The sequence below is a fragment of the Pseudonocardia nantongensis genome (assembly GCF_046546495.1).
Classification (GTDB): Bacteria; Actinomycetota; Actinomycetes; order Mycobacteriales; family Pseudonocardiaceae; genus Pseudonocardia; species Pseudonocardia nantongensis.
This window is the reverse complement of record NZ_JBKGXT010000018.1, coordinates 77,427-96,038: the sequence shown is the minus strand read 5'-3', so window position 1 is coordinate 96,038 and position 18,612 is coordinate 77,427. Positions and strand designations below refer to the sequence as shown.

Annotated in this window: 12 protein-coding genes; 7 read left to right on the top strand and 5 right to left on the bottom strand. The window is 73.5% G+C overall.

Annotated features, from left to right (window positions below):
* Nucleotides 1-13 precede the first annotated feature (13 nt).
* The 4 genes from ACLFMI_RS19525 to ACLFMI_RS19510 all read right to left on the bottom strand — a co-directional run bounded on the left by ACLFMI_RS19525 (nucleotide 14) and on the right by ACLFMI_RS19510 (nucleotide 6,473).
* Entirely contained in the window at nucleotides 14-1,255 is a 1,242-nt protein-coding gene (locus ACLFMI_RS19525; RefSeq protein WP_410949337.1) for a multidrug effflux MFS transporter, read from the bottom strand.
* A 135-nt stretch (nucleotides 1,256-1,390) separates the two neighbouring features.
* Nucleotides 1,391-3,703: an FdhF/YdeP family oxidoreductase gene (locus ACLFMI_RS19520; protein WP_410949336.1), complete on the bottom strand. Its 2,313-nt coding sequence runs from the start codon at nucleotides 3,701-3,703 to the stop codon at nucleotides 1,391-1,393.
* 107 nt (nucleotides 3,704-3,810) lie between these two features.
* A complete protein-coding gene (locus ACLFMI_RS19515; RefSeq protein WP_410949335.1) occupies nucleotides 3,811-5,787 on the bottom strand; it encodes an acyl-CoA dehydrogenase family protein in 1,977 nt (658 codons plus the stop codon).
* Nucleotides 5,784-6,473, bottom strand: coding sequence for a TetR family transcriptional regulator (locus tag ACLFMI_RS19510; protein ID WP_410949334.1), 690 nt, complete (start codon nucleotides 6,471-6,473; stop codon nucleotides 5,784-5,786). The genes ACLFMI_RS19515 and ACLFMI_RS19510 overlap by 4 nt, the downstream gene beginning before the upstream one ends.
* 190 nt (nucleotides 6,474-6,663) lie before the next feature.
* On the opposite strand from ACLFMI_RS19510, the gene ACLFMI_RS19505 reads away from it, so the two are divergent.
* The 6 genes from ACLFMI_RS19505 to ACLFMI_RS19480 all read left to right on the top strand — a co-directional run bounded on the left by ACLFMI_RS19505 (nucleotide 6,664) and on the right by ACLFMI_RS19480 (nucleotide 15,130).
* Complete coding sequence (locus ACLFMI_RS19505; protein WP_410949333.1) at nucleotides 6,664-7,965, top strand: acetyl-CoA C-acetyltransferase; 1,302 nt, start codon at nucleotides 6,664-6,666, stop codon at nucleotides 7,963-7,965.
* Nucleotides 7,962-9,314 carry a 3-oxoacyl-ACP reductase gene (locus tag ACLFMI_RS19500; RefSeq protein WP_410949332.1) on the top strand — a complete coding sequence of 451 codons (1,353 nt, stop codon included), beginning with the start codon at nucleotides 7,962-7,964 and terminating at the stop codon, nucleotides 9,312-9,314. Before ACLFMI_RS19505 ends, ACLFMI_RS19500 begins: the two co-directional genes overlap by 4 nt.
* Nucleotides 9,314-10,237, top strand: coding sequence for a MaoC family dehydratase (locus ACLFMI_RS19495; protein WP_410949331.1), 924 nt, complete (start codon nucleotides 9,314-9,316; stop codon nucleotides 10,235-10,237). The genes ACLFMI_RS19500 and ACLFMI_RS19495 overlap by 1 nt, the downstream gene beginning before the upstream one ends.
* A gap of 394 nt (nucleotides 10,238-10,631) precedes the next feature.
* Nucleotides 10,632-11,792, top strand: a complete 1,161-nt coding sequence (locus tag ACLFMI_RS19490; RefSeq protein WP_410949330.1) for a pyridoxal phosphate-dependent aminotransferase — start codon at nucleotides 10,632-10,634, stop codon at nucleotides 11,790-11,792.
* Nucleotides 11,793-11,884: 92 nt separating this feature from the next.
* Nucleotides 11,885-13,429: an adenylate/guanylate cyclase domain-containing protein gene (locus ACLFMI_RS19485; protein ID WP_410949329.1), complete on the top strand. Its 1,545-nt coding sequence runs from the start codon at nucleotides 11,885-11,887 to the stop codon at nucleotides 13,427-13,429.
* A gap of 84 nt (nucleotides 13,430-13,513) precedes the next feature.
* Nucleotides 13,514-15,130 carry an acyl-CoA synthetase gene (locus ACLFMI_RS19480; RefSeq protein ID WP_410949328.1) on the top strand — a complete coding sequence of 539 codons (1,617 nt, stop codon included), beginning with the start codon at nucleotides 13,514-13,516 and terminating at the stop codon, nucleotides 15,128-15,130.
* Between the two features lie 14 nt (nucleotides 15,131-15,144).
* On the opposite strand, the gene ACLFMI_RS19475 is transcribed toward ACLFMI_RS19480, so the two are convergent.
* Entirely contained in the window at nucleotides 15,145-16,944 is a 1,800-nt protein-coding gene (locus tag ACLFMI_RS19475; RefSeq protein WP_410949327.1) for a sigma-54-dependent Fis family transcriptional regulator, read from the bottom strand.
* A 144-nt stretch (nucleotides 16,945-17,088) separates the two neighbouring features.
* On the opposite strand from ACLFMI_RS19475, the gene ACLFMI_RS19470 reads away from it, so the two are divergent.
* Nucleotides 17,089-18,597, top strand: a complete 1,509-nt coding sequence (locus ACLFMI_RS19470) for a flavin-containing monooxygenase (protein ID WP_410949326.1) — start codon at nucleotides 17,089-17,091, stop codon at nucleotides 18,595-18,597.
* Nucleotides 18,598-18,612: the final 15 nt, after the last annotated feature.

The window sequence follows — 18,612 nt, the reverse complement described above, 5'->3', positions numbered from 1 at the left end:
CAAGAGAGCGGGCTCAGGCGGGCTCGGGCCCGTTGAGGTCGGGCAGCGTCCACGGCCGTACCACCAGCACCAGGGACAGCCCGGACAGGGCGATCGCGCCGAACATCGCGGCCCCCATCGCGGCCGCGTCGTTGCCGAGGAGCCCGACCACCGGTGAGGTCGCCGCACCCAGGCCGAACTGCAGCGCCCCGAGCAGCGCCGCCGCGGTCCCGGCCGACTCTCCGTGCCGGGCCAGTGCCAGCGCCGGCGCGTTCGGCATGACGAAACCGCAGGAGAGCAGCAGTGCCCAGACTCCGGCGAGGACCGCGCCGATACCTCCGATCCCGGTCGCGGTCAGCACCGCGAGCGCCAGCCCGGCCAGCACGCCCACACCGATCGCCCCGGTGAGCACCCGGCGCGGCTCCAGGTACCGCAGCAGCACCGGGTTCAGCTGGGTGCCGATGACGAGCCAGATCGCCCCGGCGCCGAAGGCCAGCCCGAACGTCTGCTGGTCCATCCCGAACTGCTGCTGGTAGACGTAGGCGGCGCCGGAGACGTAGGAGAACAGCGCGCCCATCGCGAGGCCCGCGACCAGCACCAGGCCGACGAACGTCCGGTCCCGCAGCAACGCCCCGTAGGTGCGCACGGTCGGGCCGACGCGTGCGGCGCGCCGCCGCGACACGGGCAGGGTCTCGGGCAGCCCGGCCGTCACGACGGCCACCATGACCAGGCCGTACCCGGCGAGGAAGAGGAACACCCCGCGCCAGGAGACCCAGTTGAGCAGCACCGCGCCCAGCGTCGGTGCCAGCACCGGGGCGGCGCCCATCACGAGCATCAGCCGGGACAGCATGGTCGCGGCCGCGCGGCCGGTGAACAGGTCGCGCACGATGGCGAGACCGATCACCGCGCCCGCGGACGCACCGACGCCCTGCAGCACCCGCAACACGCCCAGCACCTCGATCGACGGGGCCACCGCCACCAGCGCGGACGCCAGCACGTGCAACCCGGTGCCGAGCAGCAGCGGCAGGCGACGGCCGTAGGCGTCCGACAGCGGGCCGATCAGGATCTGGCCCAGTGCGAGACCGGCGAGCGTGCCGGTCAGGGTGAGCTGCACCGTGGTCCCGGATGCGGCCAGGTCCTGGCCGACGTCCGGGAGTGCGGGCAGGTAGGTGTCGATCGTGAGCGGTCCGAGCGCGATCAGCGCGCCGAGGATCAGCGCGAGCCGTACCCGGCTCGGTGTCGTGCCGGCAGCGTTCGCCGTGTTCGCCGACTTCACGACGCTCGCAGTGCTCGCAGTGCTCGCAGTGTTCGCGCCAGGCACCGGTTCCCCCCTCGTGTCGCCACGACACGGTGCAACCTCACGAGGGGTGACCAGCATTCCGCACCGGACCCGCCGATCCGGTGGCCGGACTCACACCACGCGGTGAGCCGGCTCGAGCCGGACCTGCACCCACTTCGACGTCGGACAGCGGGAGCCCTCGGCGAACGAGTCCAGCGGGACCAGCGGGTTGGTCTCCGGGTAGTACGCGGCGACGCATCCCTTCGGCGTCGAGTACGACACCAGCCGGAAGTCGTCGGCGCGGCGCTCCGAGCCGTCGGTCCACTCGCTGACCAGGTCGACGCGGTCGCCGTCGGCGTAACCGAGCTCGTGCAGGTCGTCCGGGGAGATGAACACGACCCGGCGGCCGGAGTGGATGCCGCGGTAGCGGTCGTCCAGCCCGTAGATCGTGGTGTTGAACTGGTCGTGGCTGCGCAGGCTCTGCAGGACCAGCCTGCCCTCCGGCAGCGTCGTGACCTGGATCGGGCTGACCGTGAACTCGGCCTTGCCGGACGCGGTCGGGAAGGCCCGGTCGTCCCGGGGCGGGTGCGGCAGGGTGAAGCCGCCAGAGCGGGCGATCTTCTCCGCGTAGGCCTCGCAGCCCGGCACGACGCGGCCGATCGAGTCCCGGATCCGGTCGTAGTCGGTCGCGAACTGCGCCCACGGGACGGAGTGGTCGTCGCCGAAGAGGGCACGTGCGACGCCGCAGAGGATGTCGACCTCGGACCGCAGCAGCTCACCGGCCGGCTGCGAGCGGCCGTGCGAGGCGTGCACGGCCGACATCGAGTCCTCGACGGTGACCTTCTGGACGTGGCCGCCGGTCAGGTCCTTCTCGGTCCGGCCCAGCGTCGGGAGGATCAACGCGTCGGTGCCCGCGACGGCGTGCGACCGGTTCAGCTTCGTGGAGATCTGGACGGTCAGCGCGCACTTCTCCAGCGCGGGCTCGGTGACACCGGTGTCCGACATGGCCTGGGAGAAGTTGCCGCCGAGACCGACGAACACCTTCCCCGGGCTCGCGTCCATCGCCTTGACGGCGGCGATCGAGTCGTAGCCGTGCTCGCGGGGCGGCTCGAAGCCGAACTCGTCACGGAGCGCGTCGAGGAAGCCGTCCGGCATCTGCTCCCAGATGCCCATCGTGCGGTCGCCCTGCACGTTGGAGTGGCCGCGGACCGGGCACAGGCCGGCACCCGGCTTGCCGATCATGCCCTGGAGCAGGGCGACGTTCACCATCTCCTTGATCGTGTTCACCGCGTTGCGGTGCTGGGTGATGCCCATCGCCCAGCAGTTCACGGTCCGCTCCGAGCTCGCGAGCAGGGCCGCGACCCGCTCGATCTGCGACCAGTCGAGCCCGGTCGCGTGCACGACGGCGTCGCGGTCGAGGTCCTCGACGTGTGCCGCGTACTCCTCGAACCCGTTCGTGTGCCGCTCGACGAAGTCGCGGTCCAGGACGGTGCCCGGGCTGCGCCCCTCGGCGGCCAGCAACAGGTGGCCGAACGCCTGCCACAGCGCGAGGTCGCCGCCCGAGCGGATCTGCACGAACTCGTCGGCGAGCCGGGTGCCGATGCCGGACATCCCGCGCGCGGTCTGCGGGTTGTCGAACTTGAACAGCCCGGCCTCGGGCAGCGGGTTGATCGCGACGATCGTCGCCCCGTTGCGCTTCGCGGTCTCCAGGGCGGACAGCATCCGTGGGTGGTTGGTGCCCGGGTTCTGGCCGGAGAGGATGACGAGGTCGGCCTCGTGGATGTCGCGCAGCGACACCGTGCCCTTCCCGACGCCGATCGACTCGGCGAGCCCGACCCCGGTCGACTCGTGACACATGTTCGAGCAGTCGGGGAGGTTGTTCGTGCCGAACGCGCGGACGAGGAGCTGGTAGACGAACGCGGCCTCGTTGGACGCCCGGCCGGAGGTGTAGAAGATCGCCTCGTCCGGGCTCGCCAGGCGGTTCAGGTGCGACGCGACCAGCGCGAACGCGCTATCCCAGCTGATCGGCTCGTAGTGCGTGCCGCCGCCCCGGCGGACCATCGGGTGCAGCAGCCGTCCCTGGCTCTCCAGCCAGTGCGCGCTGCGGGTCTTCAGGTCCTCGATCGGGTGCTGCGCGAAGAACTCCGGCGTGACCTGGCGGCGGTCGCCCTCCCAGGCGACGGCCTTGGCGCCGTTCTCGCAGAACTCGGCGGTGTGCCGCTCGCCCGGCTCGGGGTCCGGCCAGGCGCAGCTCATGCAGTCGAAGCCCTCGGCCTGGTTCAGGCGGAGCAGGTTCCGGGCGGTCTTGACCAGCCCCTGCTCCCGGAACGAGCGCCGCACGCTGATGGCGACGGCCTTCGCGCCCGCGGCCGCGGACTTCCGCTCGGTGACCCGGAGCCCGGACTCCTCGGCGTCGGTCGGAGGGTGGATCGGGGAGACGGGCACGGGCACCTCACTGCGGGACATCCACGGGACCCCTCGAGCCTAGGCACGTCGGGCAGCGCGCTGCGCCCGGCTCGTGCGTGGCCCGGGTCACGTGCGCCCGTGCGGGCTCAGCCCGTCTCCACCTGCTCGGTCGGTGCCGGCGGGGTGCCGGAGGGGACCGGCTCCCAGGCGGCGTCGTCGAGCATCGGGCAGGCCAGCCGGTTCTCCGGGACGCCGAACCCGTCGACCAGGGTCCGGGCGTGCGGCCGGAGCTCGGCGCACAGGTCGTTGACCAGCGGCCGCAGCGACCGGGACTCGGCGGCGGTGAGCCGCCCGGTCTCCAGGTACCAGGCCCGCTCGCGCTCGATCGTCGTCAGCACGTGCAGGTCGTAGACGCGCCCCAGGAGCTCCCGCACGGCCGGTTCCCGGACCTTCTCGACCGCTTCCCGGAACGACGTCTCGACCAGCACGTCGACGTGCGCCCGGGCCGCGACCAGCAGCAGGTCCTGGGCGTCGTTGAACACCGCGAACTCGTCGTTGCCCTTGCGCATCGCCGGCGCGAGGTGCCGGATCGCGGTGGCCAGGGTGTCGTCGCGGCGGGTCTCCAGCAGCTCGCGGCGGCGCCTGCGGTCGCTCAGGTCGAGCCAGCGCAACGGCAGTCGCCGGGTCAGCGACGCCGCCCCGGTGCGCTCGGCGAGCACCCCGGCCAGCTGGCGCCCGAGCAGCGGGGCGATCTCCAGCGGGTTGCCCTTCTTGATCGTCCGGCCGTAGTCGGACAGCAGCTCCTTGGCCAGCAGCTGCAGCAGCACCGTGTTGTCGCCCTCGAAGGTGGTGAACACGTCGGTGTCCGCCTTCAGCGCGGGCAGCAGGTTCTCCTCCAGGTACCCGGCGCCACCGCAGGCCTCCCGGCAGGTCTGGATGGTCTGCGTGGCATGCCAGGTGGCGACCGCCTTGATCCCGGCGGCGGACTGCTCCAGGGTCCGCTGCTCGCGGGCGCCGACCGGGCCGGCCCCCGGCGCCTGGACGGCGTGCATCCGGGCCACCAGGTCGTCCTGGGTGAAGTGCAGCGCGTAGGTCGTCGCCAGCGCGGGCAGCAGCTTGCGCTGGTGGGCGAGGTAGTCCAGGACGGCGATCTCCTCGCCGGTGGACGGGTGCGAGAACTGCCGGCGCCGCTCGCCGAAGCGCACCGCGAGCGCCAGCGCCTTCTGCGCCGCGCCGCCGGCCCCTCCGGCCACCGAGATCCGGCCGCGGACCAGGGTGCCGAGCATGGTGAAGAACCGGGCGGTCTCGTTCGCGATCGGCGACGAGTAGGTCCCGTCCGCCGCGACGTCGGCGAACCGGTTGAGCAGGTTCTCCCGCGGGACCCGCACGCGTGCGAAGCTCAGCCGCCCGTTGTCGACGCCGTTCAGGCCGGCCTTGCGGCCGTCGTCGCCGATCGTGACGCCGGGCAGCGGCCTGCCCTCGGCGTCGCGCAGCGGGACCAGGAACGCGTGCACGCCGGGCCGGGTGTCGTCGGTGATCAGCTGCGCGAACACCACGGCCATCCGGCCGTCCCGGGCGGCGTTGCCGATGTACTCCTTGCGCGCCGCGGGGTACGGGGTGTCGATCACGAACTCGCCGGCGTCGCGGTCGTAGGTGGCGGTGGTGTGCAGGTGCTGCACGTCCGAGCCGTGCCCGGACTCGGTCATCGCGAAGCAGCCCAGCAGCTCGCCGTCGATGATCTGCCGCAGGTAGCGCTCGTGGTGCCGCTCGGTGCCCAGTACCTGCACCGCGCCGCCGAACAGGCCCCACTGGACACCGGCCTTGACCAGCAGCGACAGGTCGCCGTAGGCGAGCATCGCGAACGCGGTGACCACGCCGCCGACGTCGCCGTCGCCGCCGACGGCCGGGTCGAACCCGGTGAGCGGGCGGCCGCTGGCGGTCAGCAGCTTCATCGACTCGCCGATGTGCGCCCGGTACTGCTCGGAGGTGAAGTCCGGGTCCGGTCGCAGGTCCTGCTCGGCGAGCTGGGCGCGGGTGTCCTGCCGGACGTGTGCCCACCGCCCGTCGAGGACGGCGCGCAGCTCCTCGGTCGGGACGGTCTCCGGAGCGGTGCTGCGGGTCATGACGGAACCTCCTGCACGTGCGGTGCCAGTCCGGACAGGCCGGACCAGGCCAGGTCGGTGAGGTGGACGGTGAGCCGGTCGCGCGGTGTCCCGTCCGGGCGGGCGAGCCAGTCGTCGGCGGCCCCGCGGACCAGCCCGACGATCGCGTGCCCCCGGATGCGGGCGGCGGCGCGCTGCTCCGGGTCCCGCAGGTGCGCGGCGATCACGGCGGCGACCTCGTCGCCGATCACCGTGACCAGGTCGTGCACCGGGTCGGGTGGCCCGTCGGCCGGCTCCGGGGTGTCGCGGCGCGGGGCGGGCCCGTGGGTCAGCAGCGGCCGGTGCACCACGAAGCGGTACAGCTCCGGGTCGATCTCGATCAGCCGGAGGTAGGCGTCGATGCCCGCGGAGACGGCCGCGCGCGGACCGCGGGCGGGGTCGCCGAGGGCGTCCGCGGTGGCCCGGCGGACCTCCGCGAGCAGCACTCCGGCCACCGACTCGCAGATCGCGGCGTAGAGACCGGATCGGTCACCGAAGTGCCGGTAGACGACGGTCTTGCTGGTCCCCGCCGCGGCCGCGATCCCGTCCATCCCGATCCCGGCCCCGTGCCGGCGGATCGCCGCGACGGCGGCGCCGACGAGCTGGACGCGCCGCTGCTCGCGGTGCGCATCCCACCGGCTGTCCCGCCTGTCCCGTCCTACCTTCACGAAACCTAGAGTACCGTGTACCTTGAGTACCGGCTACCCGGTGGTAATCAGTGACACCACGAACCAGCGACACCACGAACCAGGGCCACCGCAGCACCGGCGAGAACGTCATGGTCCGCCCGGCACCGGCGAGCGCGCAGCGCGGAGCAGCCGATCGGGTGGGCACCGCCGACACCAGGAGGGACCTCCCATGCCAGCCAGCACCCGGCGTGCCGCCGTCATCGGCGGCAACCGGATCCCGTTCGCGCGGGCCAACCGCGCGTACTCTCGCGCGTCCAACCTCGACATGCTCACCAGCACCCTGGACGGCCTGGTGGCCCGCTTCGGCCTGGCCGGCGAGCGGCTCGGCGAGGTCGTCGCGGGCGCGGTGCTCAAGCACTCGCGCGACTTCAACCTGACCCGCGAGGCGGTGCTCGGCAGCCGGCTGAACCCGGCGACCGCCGCCTACGACGTCCAGCAGGCCTGCGGTACCGGCCTGGAGGCGACGGTCGCGGTCGCCAACAAGATCGCGCTCGGGCAGCTCGACTCCGGCGTCGCGGGCGGCGTCGACACGGCCTCGGACGCGCCGCTGGCGCTGAACGACGACCTGCGCCGGATCCTGGTCCAGGTCAACGCCGCGAAGACCCCGCTGGAGCGGCTCAAGCTGGTCGGGCAGCTGCGCCCGGGCCAGATCGTCCCGGAGATCCCGGAGAACTCCGAGCCGCGCACCGGGATGTCGATGGGCGAGCACGCGGCCCGCACCGCGCTGGAGTGGGGCATCGGCCGCGCCGAGCAGGACGAGCTCACCGCGCGCAGCCACCACAACCTCGCCGCCGCCTACGACCGCGGCTTCTTCGACGACCTGGTCACCCCGTACCTGAAGTTGACCAGGGACGACAACCTGCGCCCCGACTCGTCGCCGGAGAAGCTGGCGAAGCTCGAGCCGGTGTTCGGCAAGGGTCCGGGTGCCACGATGACCGCGGGCAACTCGACCCCGCTCACCGACGGCTCGGCGCTGGTGCTGCTCGGTTCCGACGAGTGGGCCGCGGAGCACAAGCTGCCGGTGCTGGCGCACGTGGTGGACGCCGAGACCGCGGCCGTGGACTACGTGCACGGCTCGGACGGCCTGCTCACCGCGCCGGTCTTCGCGGTGCCGCGGCTGCTGCAGCGCAACGGCCTGTCGCTGCAGGACTTCGACCTGTACGAGATCCACGAGGCGTTCGCGTCGGTGGTGCTGGTCCAGCGCGCGGCGTGGGAGGACGCGCGGTTCTGCAAGGAGCGCCTCGGCCTGGACTCGCCGCTGGGCGCTATCGACGACGACAAGCTCAACGTGGCGGGCTCCTCACTGGCGGCCGGGCACCCGTTCGCCGCGACCGGCGGGCGGATCGTCGGCACCCTCTCAAAGCTGCTGCGGGAGAAGGCCGAGCAGGAGAAGAAGAGCCAGCGCGGCCTGATCTCGATCTGCGCCGCCGGCGGCCAGGGTGTCGTCGCGATCCTGGAGGCGAAGGCATGAGTGATTTCCTCGCGACCCTGTCCAACACCGGGATCGCCAAGCAGCTCGGGCTGCCCACGGTCCCGGCCCTGCGCCGGCACAGCCCGGGCGACCCGCTCCTCGCGGGGCCGGTGCTCGTCACCTCGGTCGGGGACGGCCGGTTCGCGAAGCCGGTCGCCGCGTTCGTCGAGGAGCACGGGCAGCGGGCGCCGGCCGAGGCCGGCGAGGAGAAGCTGTACGGCGTCGTCGTCGACCTGTCCGGGGCGCGGACGCTGGCCGACCTCGCCGCCGCCCAGCAGCTGCTCACCCCCGCGGTGCGCAGGCTCGGCCCGTCCGGCCGGCTGCTGCTGATAGGTGCCGAGCCGGCCGAGACCACCGGTGCCGAGGCCGCCGCGGTGGCCCAGTCCCTGGACGGGCTGATCCGCTCGATCGGCAAGGAGCTGCGCTTCGGTGCGACGGCGAACCTGCTGGTCGTGGCCGCGGACGCGGCGCCGGCGGCGATCGACTCGTCGATCCGGTTCTTCCTGTCCGCGCGCTCGGCCTACGTCGACGGCCAGGTCGTGCACGTGACGCCCCAGGTGGGCGTCCCGGCCGAGCCGGCCGAGATCGACGACCCGAAGGCCGAGGAGCGGCCGCTGGCCGGCCGGATCGCGGTCGTCACCGGCGCGGCCCGTGGCATCGGCGCCGCCATCGCCGACACGCTCGCCCGGGACGGCGCGTCGGTCGTCGCGGTGGACGTCCCGGCGGCCGGCGAGGGCCTGTCCCGGACCGCCAACCGGATCGGCGGCACCGCGCTGCAGCTCGACATCACCGCCCCGGACGCGGCCGGGCGGCTGCTCGGCCACCTCGCCGACCGGCACGACGGCGTCGACCTGGTGGTGCACAACGCCGGCATCACCCGGGACAAGCTGCTGGCCAACATGAGCTCCGACCGCTGGGACCCGGTGCTCGCGGTCAACCTGGGCGCCCAGCTGACGATCAACGAGGCGCTGCTGGCCAAGGGCTCGCCGCTGCACGAGTCCGGTCGTGTGGTCTGCGTGTCGTCCCAGTCCGGGATCGCCGGCAACCGCGGCCAGACCAACTACGCCGCGTCCAAGGCCGGCGTGATCGGGATGGTCCGGTCGCTCGCCCCGCGGTTCGCCGAGCGCGGTGCCACGATCAACGCGGTCGCGCCCGGCTTCATCGAGACCGAGATGACCGGCAAGATGCCCGTCGGTACCCGGGAGGCCGGGCGCCGGATCAACTCGCTCAAGCAGGGCGGGCTGCCGGTGGACGTCGCCGAGACGATCGGCTGGTTCGGCCGCGCCGAGTCCGGTGGCCTGAACGGCCAGGTCGTGCGGGTCTGCGGCCAGTCGATGCTGGGGGCCTGATGGCAGCCGTGACCGACCGCGAGATCACCGAGCTGTCCGGGCCGCCGGCGCTGGGGCCGCGCTACGCCCGGGCCGCGGCCCGGGCGGTACTGCCCGGCGGGTCCGGCCGGGCCCTGCCCGCGCGCGAGATCGTCCGGCGCGGGGTCCCGGTGGACCCGGCGCACCTGGCGGAGTACGCGCACGTCTGCGGGTTCCGGGTCTCCGACGCCCTGCCGGTGACCTACCCGCACGTGCTGACGTTCCCGCTGCAGGTCGTGCTGATGGCCGACCGGTCGTTCCCGCTGGCGCTGCCCGGGATGGTGCACCTGGCCAACCGGATCACCGTGCACCGGCGGACCTCCCCGGCCGACACCCTGGACGTGCGGGTGCGCGCCGAGCGGTTCGTCCCGCACCCGAAGGGCGCGCAGGTGGACCTGGTCGGGGTCGTCGAGTCGGCCGGCGAGACGGTCTGGGAGGGACGCAGCACCTATCTCTCCCGCGGCGCGACGGCACCCGAGGCCGAGGGCGACACGAGCGCCGACATCCCCGAGCCCGAGGCGCCCGCCGGCCCGGCGAACGCGCGCTGGAGCCTCCCGGGCGACACCGGGCGCCGCTACGCCGCCGTGAGCGGGGACGTGAATCCGATCCACCTGCACCCGCTGACGGCGAAGGCGATGGGGTTCCCGCGGGCGATCGCGCACGGCATGTGGACGGCCGCGCACGCCGTCGCGTCGCTGGAGGGCCGGCTGCCGGACGCGCTCACCTACGACGTCGTGTTCCGCAAGCCGGTGCTGCTGCCGGCCCGGGCGGACCTGGTCACCACCCGGGACGACGACGGTGGGTGGCGGCTGGCGCTCCGCGGCGCCGAGGACGCCTCGCGCAGCGCAGGTGGAGCGAGCCCCGGCGCCGACAAGCTGCACCTGATCGGCCGGGTGAGCGGGTAGCCGGAGCGGGCACCCGACCGGATGGCGGGGTCCGGCCATCCGGTCGGGTGGTTCTGGATCGGTTCACGAACCGGAACAGCAACCGGAGACCGGTGACGGGCGTCCACCTGTATGTCCACCATTCGTCATCCGCCCGAGAGAGGAGGCCCACCGTGAACCAGACCGACACCCCGGCCGAGACCGTCGACACCACGTACGACGGCGACGACGAGACGCACATCGTCCGCGGCCTCGACTGACGTCACCGCCACCCAGCCGCCTCACCCGCCGGGCGTGGAACCCATGCCGTCCCGGGTGACGCACAGGGCCGCGCGCAGAACCTCGATCAGGAGCTGCGCCGCCCCGGCCCCGGCGCACCGCCGGGCGCCGCCGCACGACGTCTAGGGTCGGGTCCATGCTGGTCGAGCGCATGCGCCCGTTCACCTCGACGGTCTTCACCGAGATCTCCCGGCTCGCCGTCGAGACCGGGGCGATCAACCTCGGCCAGGGCTTCCCGGACACCGACGGCCCGGCCTCGCTGCTGGCCGACGCCGCCGCCAACATCACCGAACGCGGCCGCAACCAGTACCCGCCCGGCCCCGGCGTGCCCGAGCTGCGCGAGGCGGTCGCCGCGCACCAGCGCCGGTTCTACGGCCTGGTGGTCGATCCGGCCGACGTCCTGGTCACGGTCGGCGCGACCGAGGCGATCACCGCGACCCTGCTCGGGCTGTGCGGGCCCGGCGACGAGGTCGTCACCTTCGAGCCGACCTACGACTCCTACGCGGCCGGTGTCGCGCTGGCCGGCGCCACGCTGCGCCCGGTGCCGCTGCGGGCCCCGGACTTCGCCTTCGACGACGCCGAGCTGGCCGCCGCGTTCTCCGAGCGCACCCGGGTCGTCCTGGTCAACACCCCGCACAACCCGACCGGCGCGGTGTTCGACCGTGACCAGCTGAGGAGGATCGGCGAGCTGGCGCTCGCGCACGACGCCGTGATCGTCACCGACGAGGTCTACGAGCACATGACCTTCGACGGCGCGGAGCACGTGCCGATGGCGACGCTGCCCGGCCTGGCCGACCGGACCCTGACGATCTCATCGGCCGGCAAGACGTTCTCGGTGACCGGCTGGAAGGTCGGCTGGGTGCACGGCCCGCCCGAGCTGGTCGGCGCGGCCCGCACGGTCAAGCAGTTCCTGACCTTCCACGGCGGGGCACCGCTGCAGCCGGCCGTGGCGGAGGCGCTGGCACTGGGCGACGACTACTACACCGGGCTCGCTGCCGACCTGACCCGCAAACGCGACCTGCTCTCGGAGGGCCTGCGCGCCGCCGGGTTCGACGTGCTCACCCCGCGCGGGACCTACTTCGTCATCGCCGATCCGCGCCCGCTCGGCTTCGACGACGGCGTCGACCTGGCCTGGAAGCTGCCGGAGCTGTGCGGAGTCGCCGCGGTGCCGGTGTCGGTGTTCTGTCCCTCGGAGGCCGGCGCCGCCGCGACCCGGCCGCTGGTCCGGTTCGCCTTCTGCAAGCGCGACGACGTGCTCGGACAGGCGGCCGAGCGGCTGGCCGGCCTGCGGCGCTGACGTCCGACACCGGGGCTTGGCGCGGTTGCGGCCCGTGCTCGAGTGAGCGCGCCTGCCCCTTCGCTCACCCTTTCGGCCTAGGATCACCGGTCATGATGGACGACCGGCCCGCGATCCGCGGGCGCGCGGTGATCGGCTGGCCGGTGCGCCTGCTGCTCGCGTTCGTGGTGGCGGCCGCGAACGTCACCGGCGCCGCGGTCGTCCTGGTGATCGCAGCCTTCGTGCTGCCCCGCGAGCCGCTCGCCGATCCGGCCGCGATCCGGCTGGTCAACCTGGTCTGGCTCGGCGGGTACCTGCTGGTCGCGGTCCCGCTGGGGATCCTGTTCGGCCGGCGCCGGCTGACCGTGCACCGGCGCTCGCCGGCCCCGGAGCGGGCCGAGCGGCGGCTGGTGCTGCACGGCCCCGGCCGGATCACCCAGATCATCGCGCTGCTGTGGATCGTGGCCGCGGTCCTGTTCTGCTTCCTGAACCTGCGCTACTCGGGACGGCTGGCGTTCTCGGTGACGGCGGCGGTGGCGATCGGCGGGGTCACCACCTGCGCGCTGTCCTACCTGCTCGCCGAGCGGATCCTGCGCCGCGCCGCGGCCCGGGTGCTCTCCGGCCGACCGCCCCGGCGACGCCGCCTGGTCACCGGGGTGATGCTGCGCTCGGTCGGGTTCTGGGCGCTGGGCACCGCGGTCCCGGTGGCCGGGCTGATGCTGGCCGGGCTCGCCGCCCTGACCTTCGGCGACACCGCACCCGGCCAGCTGGCGGTGACGATGCTGGCGCTGGGCGCGACCGCGATCGGCGCCGGCCTGCTCACCACGATCGGTGCGGCCCGGGCGATCGCCGACCCGGTGCTCACCGTGCGACGGGCGCTGGCCCGGGTGCAGGACGGCGACCTCGACGTCGGGGTGCCGGTCTACGACAACACCGAGCTCGGGCAGCTGCAGGCCGGGGTGAACGGGATGGTCGAGGGGCTGCGCGAGCGCGAGCGGATCCGGGACCTGTTCGGCCGGCAGGTCGGCCGCGACGTCGCCGCGGCGGCCGCCGCGCGCACCGACGAGATCCCGCTCGGCGGCGAGGTCCGGTCGGTCGCGGTGCTCTTCGTCGATCTCGTCGGGTCGACCACGATGGCCACCCGCCGCCCGCCGGAGGAGGTCGTCGCGCTGCTCAACCGGTTCTTCGGCATCGTCGTCGAGTGCGTCGAGCAGGCCGGCGGCTGGATCAACAAGTTCGAGGGGGACGCCGCGCTCGCGGTGTTCGGCGCCCCGCTGGACATCGACGACGCCCCCGGTGCCGCGCTGGCCGCGGCCCGCAGGCTGGGCGAGCGGCTGTCCACGGAGATGCCGGAGATCGAGGCCGGGATCGGCGTCTCGGCCGGCGAGGCGGTCGCCGGCAACCTGGGCGACCCCCGCCGTTACGAGTACACCGTGATCGGCGACCCGGTGAACGAGGCCGCCCGGCTCACCGACGTCGCCAAGTCGGTGCCGGGCCGGGTCGTCGCAGCACGGCAGGCGGTGGACGCCGCCGGGGCCGAGGCCCGGCACTGGCGGACTGGCGAGCAGGTCACCCTGCGCGGGCGGGACGAGCCGACCGGCACCTGCGTCCCGGACGAGCACGCCGGGAGCCCCGCGTCGGGCACCGCCGAGTCCTGAACCCTGCCTGGACCTCGCCGCCGCGCCGGCGGCCGGTCCGGTCGTGGGTGACGGGAACGCGAGGGTCGGGCAGGATGCCGGTCCATGAGCAGCGCCGCCTACGGTTTCAGCGAGCAGACGACCGCCGCGATCACGCGGGCCCGTCGGCACTCGATCGGCGACCTGCTGCACCGCACGGCGGTCCGGCACCCGGGCAAGCTCGCCGTGGTCGACGGTGGGCACCGCTGGGCCTTCGGGGAGTTCGACGCCGCCGTGAACCGCTGCGCGGCCGCGCTGGCCGGGCAGGGGCTGGTCAAGGGCGACCGGCTGGCGCTGCTCTCGCACAACTGTCGCCAGTTCGTGACGCTGGTGTTCGCGACCGCCAGGCTGGGCGTCGTGCTGGTGCCGATCAACTTCATGCTCGGCCCGGAGGAGATCACCTACATCCTCGACCACTCCGGGGCGAAGGCGCTGGTCACCGAGGACGCGCTGGCGCCGACCGCGGACAAGGCGCTGGCGCAGTCGTCGGAACCGGCCCGGGTCCGCGGCTGGATCGGACTGTCCGGGGCCGCCGCGACCGGGGACTGGGTCGACACCGCCGCCTGGATCGACGGGGAGGGCGACCCGGGCGTCCCGGACGTGCACGTAGGCGACGACGACCCGCTCCGCCTGATGTACACCTCGGGGACCGAGTCCCGGCCCAAGGGCGTCATGCTGCCGAGCCGGTCGCTGGTCGCCCAGTACCTGAGCTGCATCGTCGACGGCGGGATGACCCACGACGACGTCGAGCTGCACTCGCTGCCGATGTACCACTGCGCGCAGCTGGACTGCTTCTTCTCCGTCGACGTCTACCTGGGCGCGACCAGCGTCATCCTGCCCGGGCCGGACCCGGCGACGCTGCTCGCGACGATCGAGCGGGAGAAGGTCACCAAGCTGTTCTGCCCGCCGACGGTGTGGATCTCGCTGCTGCGCCACCCGGACTTCGACACGACCGACCTGTCGAGCCTGCGCAAGGGCTACTACGGCGCCGCCGCGATGCCGGTGGAGGTGCTGCAGGAGCTGTCGCGGCGGCTGCCGGACGTGGCGCTGTGGAACTTCTACGGCCAGACCGAGATGTCGCCGCTGGCCACGATCCTGCTGCCCCAGGAGCAGATCGAGCGGGCCGGGTCGGCCGGGCGGGCCTCGCTCAACGTCGAGACCCGGGTGGTCGACGACGCCGGCGAGGAGGTCCCGCCCGGTGAGATCGGCGAGATCGTGCACCGGTCCCCGCACGCCGCGCTGGGCTACTACCGCGACGAGGAGAAGACCGCCGAGGCGTTCGCGGGCGGCTGGTTCCACTCCGGCGACCTCGGCGTCATGACCGAGGAGGGATACCTCTCGGTGGTCGACCGGAAGAAGGACATGATCAAGACCGGCGGCGAGAACGTCGCGTCCCGCGAGGTGGAGGAGTCGCTCTACCTGCTCGAGGGCGTCGCCGAGGTCGCGGTGTTCGGGGTCGGACACCCGCACTGGATCGAGGCCGTCACCGCGGTCGTCGTGCCGAAGGAGGGCATGACACTGACCGAGGACCAGGTGCACGCGCACGCCCGGGAGAAGCTCGCCGGCTACAAGCGGCCCAAGTACGTGGTGTTCGCCGAGGCGCTGCCGAAGAACCCCAGCGGGAAGATCCTCAAGCGGCAGCTGCGGACCGAGCACGCCGGCATCGCGGAGCGCGACGCCTGAACCGGCGGGAACGGTCAGTCGCTGATCCCGTACAGCCGGATCTTGCGGTAGAGGGTGGAGCGGGCCAGCCCGAGCGCGGTGGCTGCCGCCACCCGGTTGCCGCCGGCGTCGCGCAGCGCTCCGACGATCGCGTCCCGCTCCGCCTGGTCGACGGCGCGCAGCGAGCTGCGCGGGGCGCTCTGACAGGACTCGGGCAGGTCGGCCGGCTCGATGCTGCCGACCGGGCGCCGGCGCAGCGCGGCGGCCAGCGCGTCGCGCAGCTCGGTCACGTTGCCGGGCCAGGTGTGCCGGGTCAGCCGGCGCAGCGCGGCCGGGGACAGCCGGATCTCGCGCTGCGGGGCCAGCTCGGCCAGCAGTGCGCCGGCCAGCGCGGGCAGGTCCCCTGAACGGTTCCGCAGCGGCGGTACCGTCGCCGACCACCGGAACCGGTCCAGCAGCGCGCCGTACGCGGGCCCGCCCAGGGCGTCATAGGAGGCCGTCGCGGCGATCCGCAACGGCCGGTCGGCCGGGCGGGCGGTGTCGAGCGCCGCGGCCAGGGTCTCGACCGCCCCCGCCGGCAGCCGGTCCACGTCGGACAGCACGAGCAGCCGGACCGGGTCCGGGCACCGGATCCGGTCCGCCACCGCGTCGGGCGCGGCCGCCACCTGCTCCGGCCGCACCGGTACTACGTGCCCCGGGCCGTGCAGCAGCCGGTCCACATCGGCCAGCATCCGGGATCGGCCGGAGCCCGGCTCGCCGAGGACCAGCACCGCCGTCGAGGACTCGCGCAGCGCCTCGGTGACCGCCGTCCAGGCCGTCCGCCACGCCGGGGACCGGCTCCCGGCCGCCGGCCCGGGCGCATCCGGTGCCGGGTCGGCGGAGCGGGAGCGGGGGTGGACGGTGGTCGGGTCCCCGGTGGACTCCTGCGGGACCGAGACGGTCCCGATCATCCCGGCGACCGAGTCGCCGACCGTGACGACCGTCCCGCGCAGCCGCACCCGGGTGCCCGACGGCAGGTCGACGCGGTCGTCGGTGGACGGGGCCCGGAGCATGACGAACCGCATGTGGTCCTGCAGCGCGAGCAGGTCACCGGGCTCGAGCAGGGTCTGGGTCAGCACGTTGGTCAGCACCGTCCGGCCGCCCACGGCCAGCACGGCCCGGCGGCCCCGGGTGTCGACCCGGGACCAGGCGTCGAGCAGCGCCTGCTGGCCCGCGTCCCGGTCGTGCAGCAGCGCATCCTGGATCTGCGCGGCCGCGGACCGGACGAGCGAGTGCAGCACGGGTGAGGAGTGCTCGGACCGGCAGCTGACGTCGAGGACGCCCTCGATCCGCCGGGTGAGCGGGTCGCGCACCGGGGCGCCCGCGCAGGCGTAGCCCTGCAGCCGCTCCACGAAGTGCTCGGCGCCGACGATGTGCACCGACTCCCCGGACTCCAGGACGGTCCCGACGCCGTTGGTGCCGACCTCCCCCTCGCCGTAGCCGAACCCGGTGGCGAAGTTGTTCCCGTCGGCGAGCAGGCCGATCCCGCGCCCGGTGTCGCGCCGCACGACCAGCCGCGCGTGGTCGTCGGTCAGCGCGATGCACACCGGGACGTCCGCGATCTGCTCGGCCAGCCGGTCGATCACCGGCTGCGCACACCGGACGAGGCGGGAGTCGAGGTCGAGGTCCGGGTGGTACCGGTTCGCGATCGTCGCGGGGTCGACGCCCCGGGCGAGGCTGCGCCGCCAGGACGCCGCGACGTGGTCCCGGACACCGAGCAGGTCCACATCGGACCGGTCCAGGTGGCTCACCCGGGCCCGGGTGAGCGGCGTGTGTCCGACCGGGGCGTCTGCCATCGACCACTCCTCTGTGCGCTCCCTCACATCATGCGGCCGTGGTCAAGTCCGCCGACTGTCCGAGATTGGGACACCCGCGGTCGCACGCCGCCGATCTAGGTTCGGCGGGTCACCCCTTCAACGTCGACCGGAGGAGACATCGCGATGACCGGTGCCGCCACCACCGAGCGCGACCAGCAGGACGCCCGGGACGCCGAACACGTCGACGTCCTCGTCGTCGGAGCGGGTGTCTCCGGCATCGGTGCCGCCCACCACCTGCGCGAACGGTTCCCGGACCGCAGCTTCACGATCCTGGAGGCCCAGGACGACCGCGGCGGGACGTGGTGGACCCACCGGTACCCGGGCGCGCGCTCGGACAGCGACCTGTTCACCTACGGCTACCGGCACAAGCCGTGGCGCGGCCCGTCGATCGCCGGCGGCGACCAGATCCTGTCCTACCTCGACGAGGTCATCGACGAGGACGACCTCGCCGGTCACATCCGCTACCAGCACCGGGTCACGGCGCTGGACTGGTCCTCCGAGGACCGCCGGTGGACCGCCGAGGTCACCCGCACCGACACCGGCGATCGGCTCCGCCTCACCACCGACTTCCTGTGGATGTGCCAGGGCTACTACAACCACGACGACCCCTACACCCCCGAGTGGCCGGGCACCGACCGGTTCGAGGGTCGGATCGTGCACCCGCAGGCATGGCCCGGCGATCTCGACGTCGACGGGAAGCAGGTGCTCGTCATCGGGTCCGGGGCGACGGCGGCGACCGTGGTCCCGGCGCTGGCCGGCACCGCCGGGCACGTGACGATGCTGCAGCGCTCGCCCTCGTACTGGTTCCCCGCGCCGACGGTGCACGAGCTCGCCACGATGCTCGAGCCGCTGGACCTGCCCGACGAGTGGACGCACGAGATCCTGCGGCGCACCTACGTCCAGCAGCTCGACTGGCTGGCCACGACCGGGCGCGACGACCCCGATCAGCTGCACGAGTTCCTGGTCGAGACGATCCGCCCGCTGCTGCCCGAGGGCACCGACGTCGAGAAGCACTTCGTCCCGCGCTACCGGCCGTGGCAGCAGCGGATCGCGTTCGTGCCCGACGGCGACTTCTTCACGGCCATGCGCGAGGGCCAGGCCTCGGTCGTCACCGACGAGATCACCGAGTTCACCGAGAAGGGCGTGCAGCTCGCGTCGGGCGAGGTGATCGAGGCGGACGTCGTCGTCACCGCGACCGGGTTCAACCTGTCGGTGCTCGGCGACATCCCGTTCCGGGTCGACGGCGAGCCGGTCGACTTCTCCCGGCGGGTCACCTGGCGCGGGATGATGATCAGCGGCGTGCCGAACATGGCGTACGCGTTCGGCTACTTCCGGCACAGCTGGACGCTGCGGGTCGACCTGATCAACGATGTCGTCGCGCGGATCTTCGAGCGGATGGACGAGCGGGGCGCGAGCACGGTGGTGCCCGAGCTGCGCCCCGGTGACGAGGACATGCCGCTGCTGCCGTGGAGCGACCCGGCGAACTTCAACCCCGGCTACGTCATGCGCTCGCAGGACAAGATGTTCCGCCAGGGCGACCGGGAGCCGTGGACCCACATGCACGAGCACGACCACGAGCGGGCCTCGCTGCCCGCGGCCGACCTCGACAACGGATTGACATATCGCCCGTGAGTGGTGGGCGCGGTC

Coding starts and splice junctions, on each gene's coding strand:
- ACLFMI_RS19485 (WP_410949329.1), top strand. CDS start 11,885: ATGATGGACGACCGGCCCGCGATCCGCGGGCGCGCGGTGATCGGCTGG.
- ACLFMI_RS19470 (WP_410949326.1), top strand. CDS start 17,089: ATGACCGGTGCCGCCACCACCGAGCGCGACCAGCAGGACGCCCGGGAC.
- ACLFMI_RS19495 (WP_410949331.1), top strand. CDS start 9,314: ATGGCAGCCGTGACCGACCGCGAGATCACCGAGCTGTCCGGGCCGCCG.
- ACLFMI_RS19490 (WP_410949330.1), top strand. CDS start 10,632: ATGCTGGTCGAGCGCATGCGCCCGTTCACCTCGACGGTCTTCACCGAG.
- ACLFMI_RS19515 (WP_410949335.1), bottom strand. CDS start 5,787: ATGACCCGCAGCACCGCTCCGGAGACCGTCCCGACCGAGGAGCTGCGC.
- ACLFMI_RS19500 (WP_410949332.1), top strand. CDS start 7,962: ATGAGTGATTTCCTCGCGACCCTGTCCAACACCGGGATCGCCAAGCAG.
- ACLFMI_RS19475 (WP_410949327.1), bottom strand. CDS start 16,944: ATGGCAGACGCCCCGGTCGGACACACGCCGCTCACCCGGGCCCGGGTG.
- ACLFMI_RS19480 (WP_410949328.1), top strand. CDS start 13,514: ATGAGCAGCGCCGCCTACGGTTTCAGCGAGCAGACGACCGCCGCGATC.
- ACLFMI_RS19505 (WP_410949333.1), top strand. CDS start 6,664: ATGCCAGCCAGCACCCGGCGTGCCGCCGTCATCGGCGGCAACCGGATC.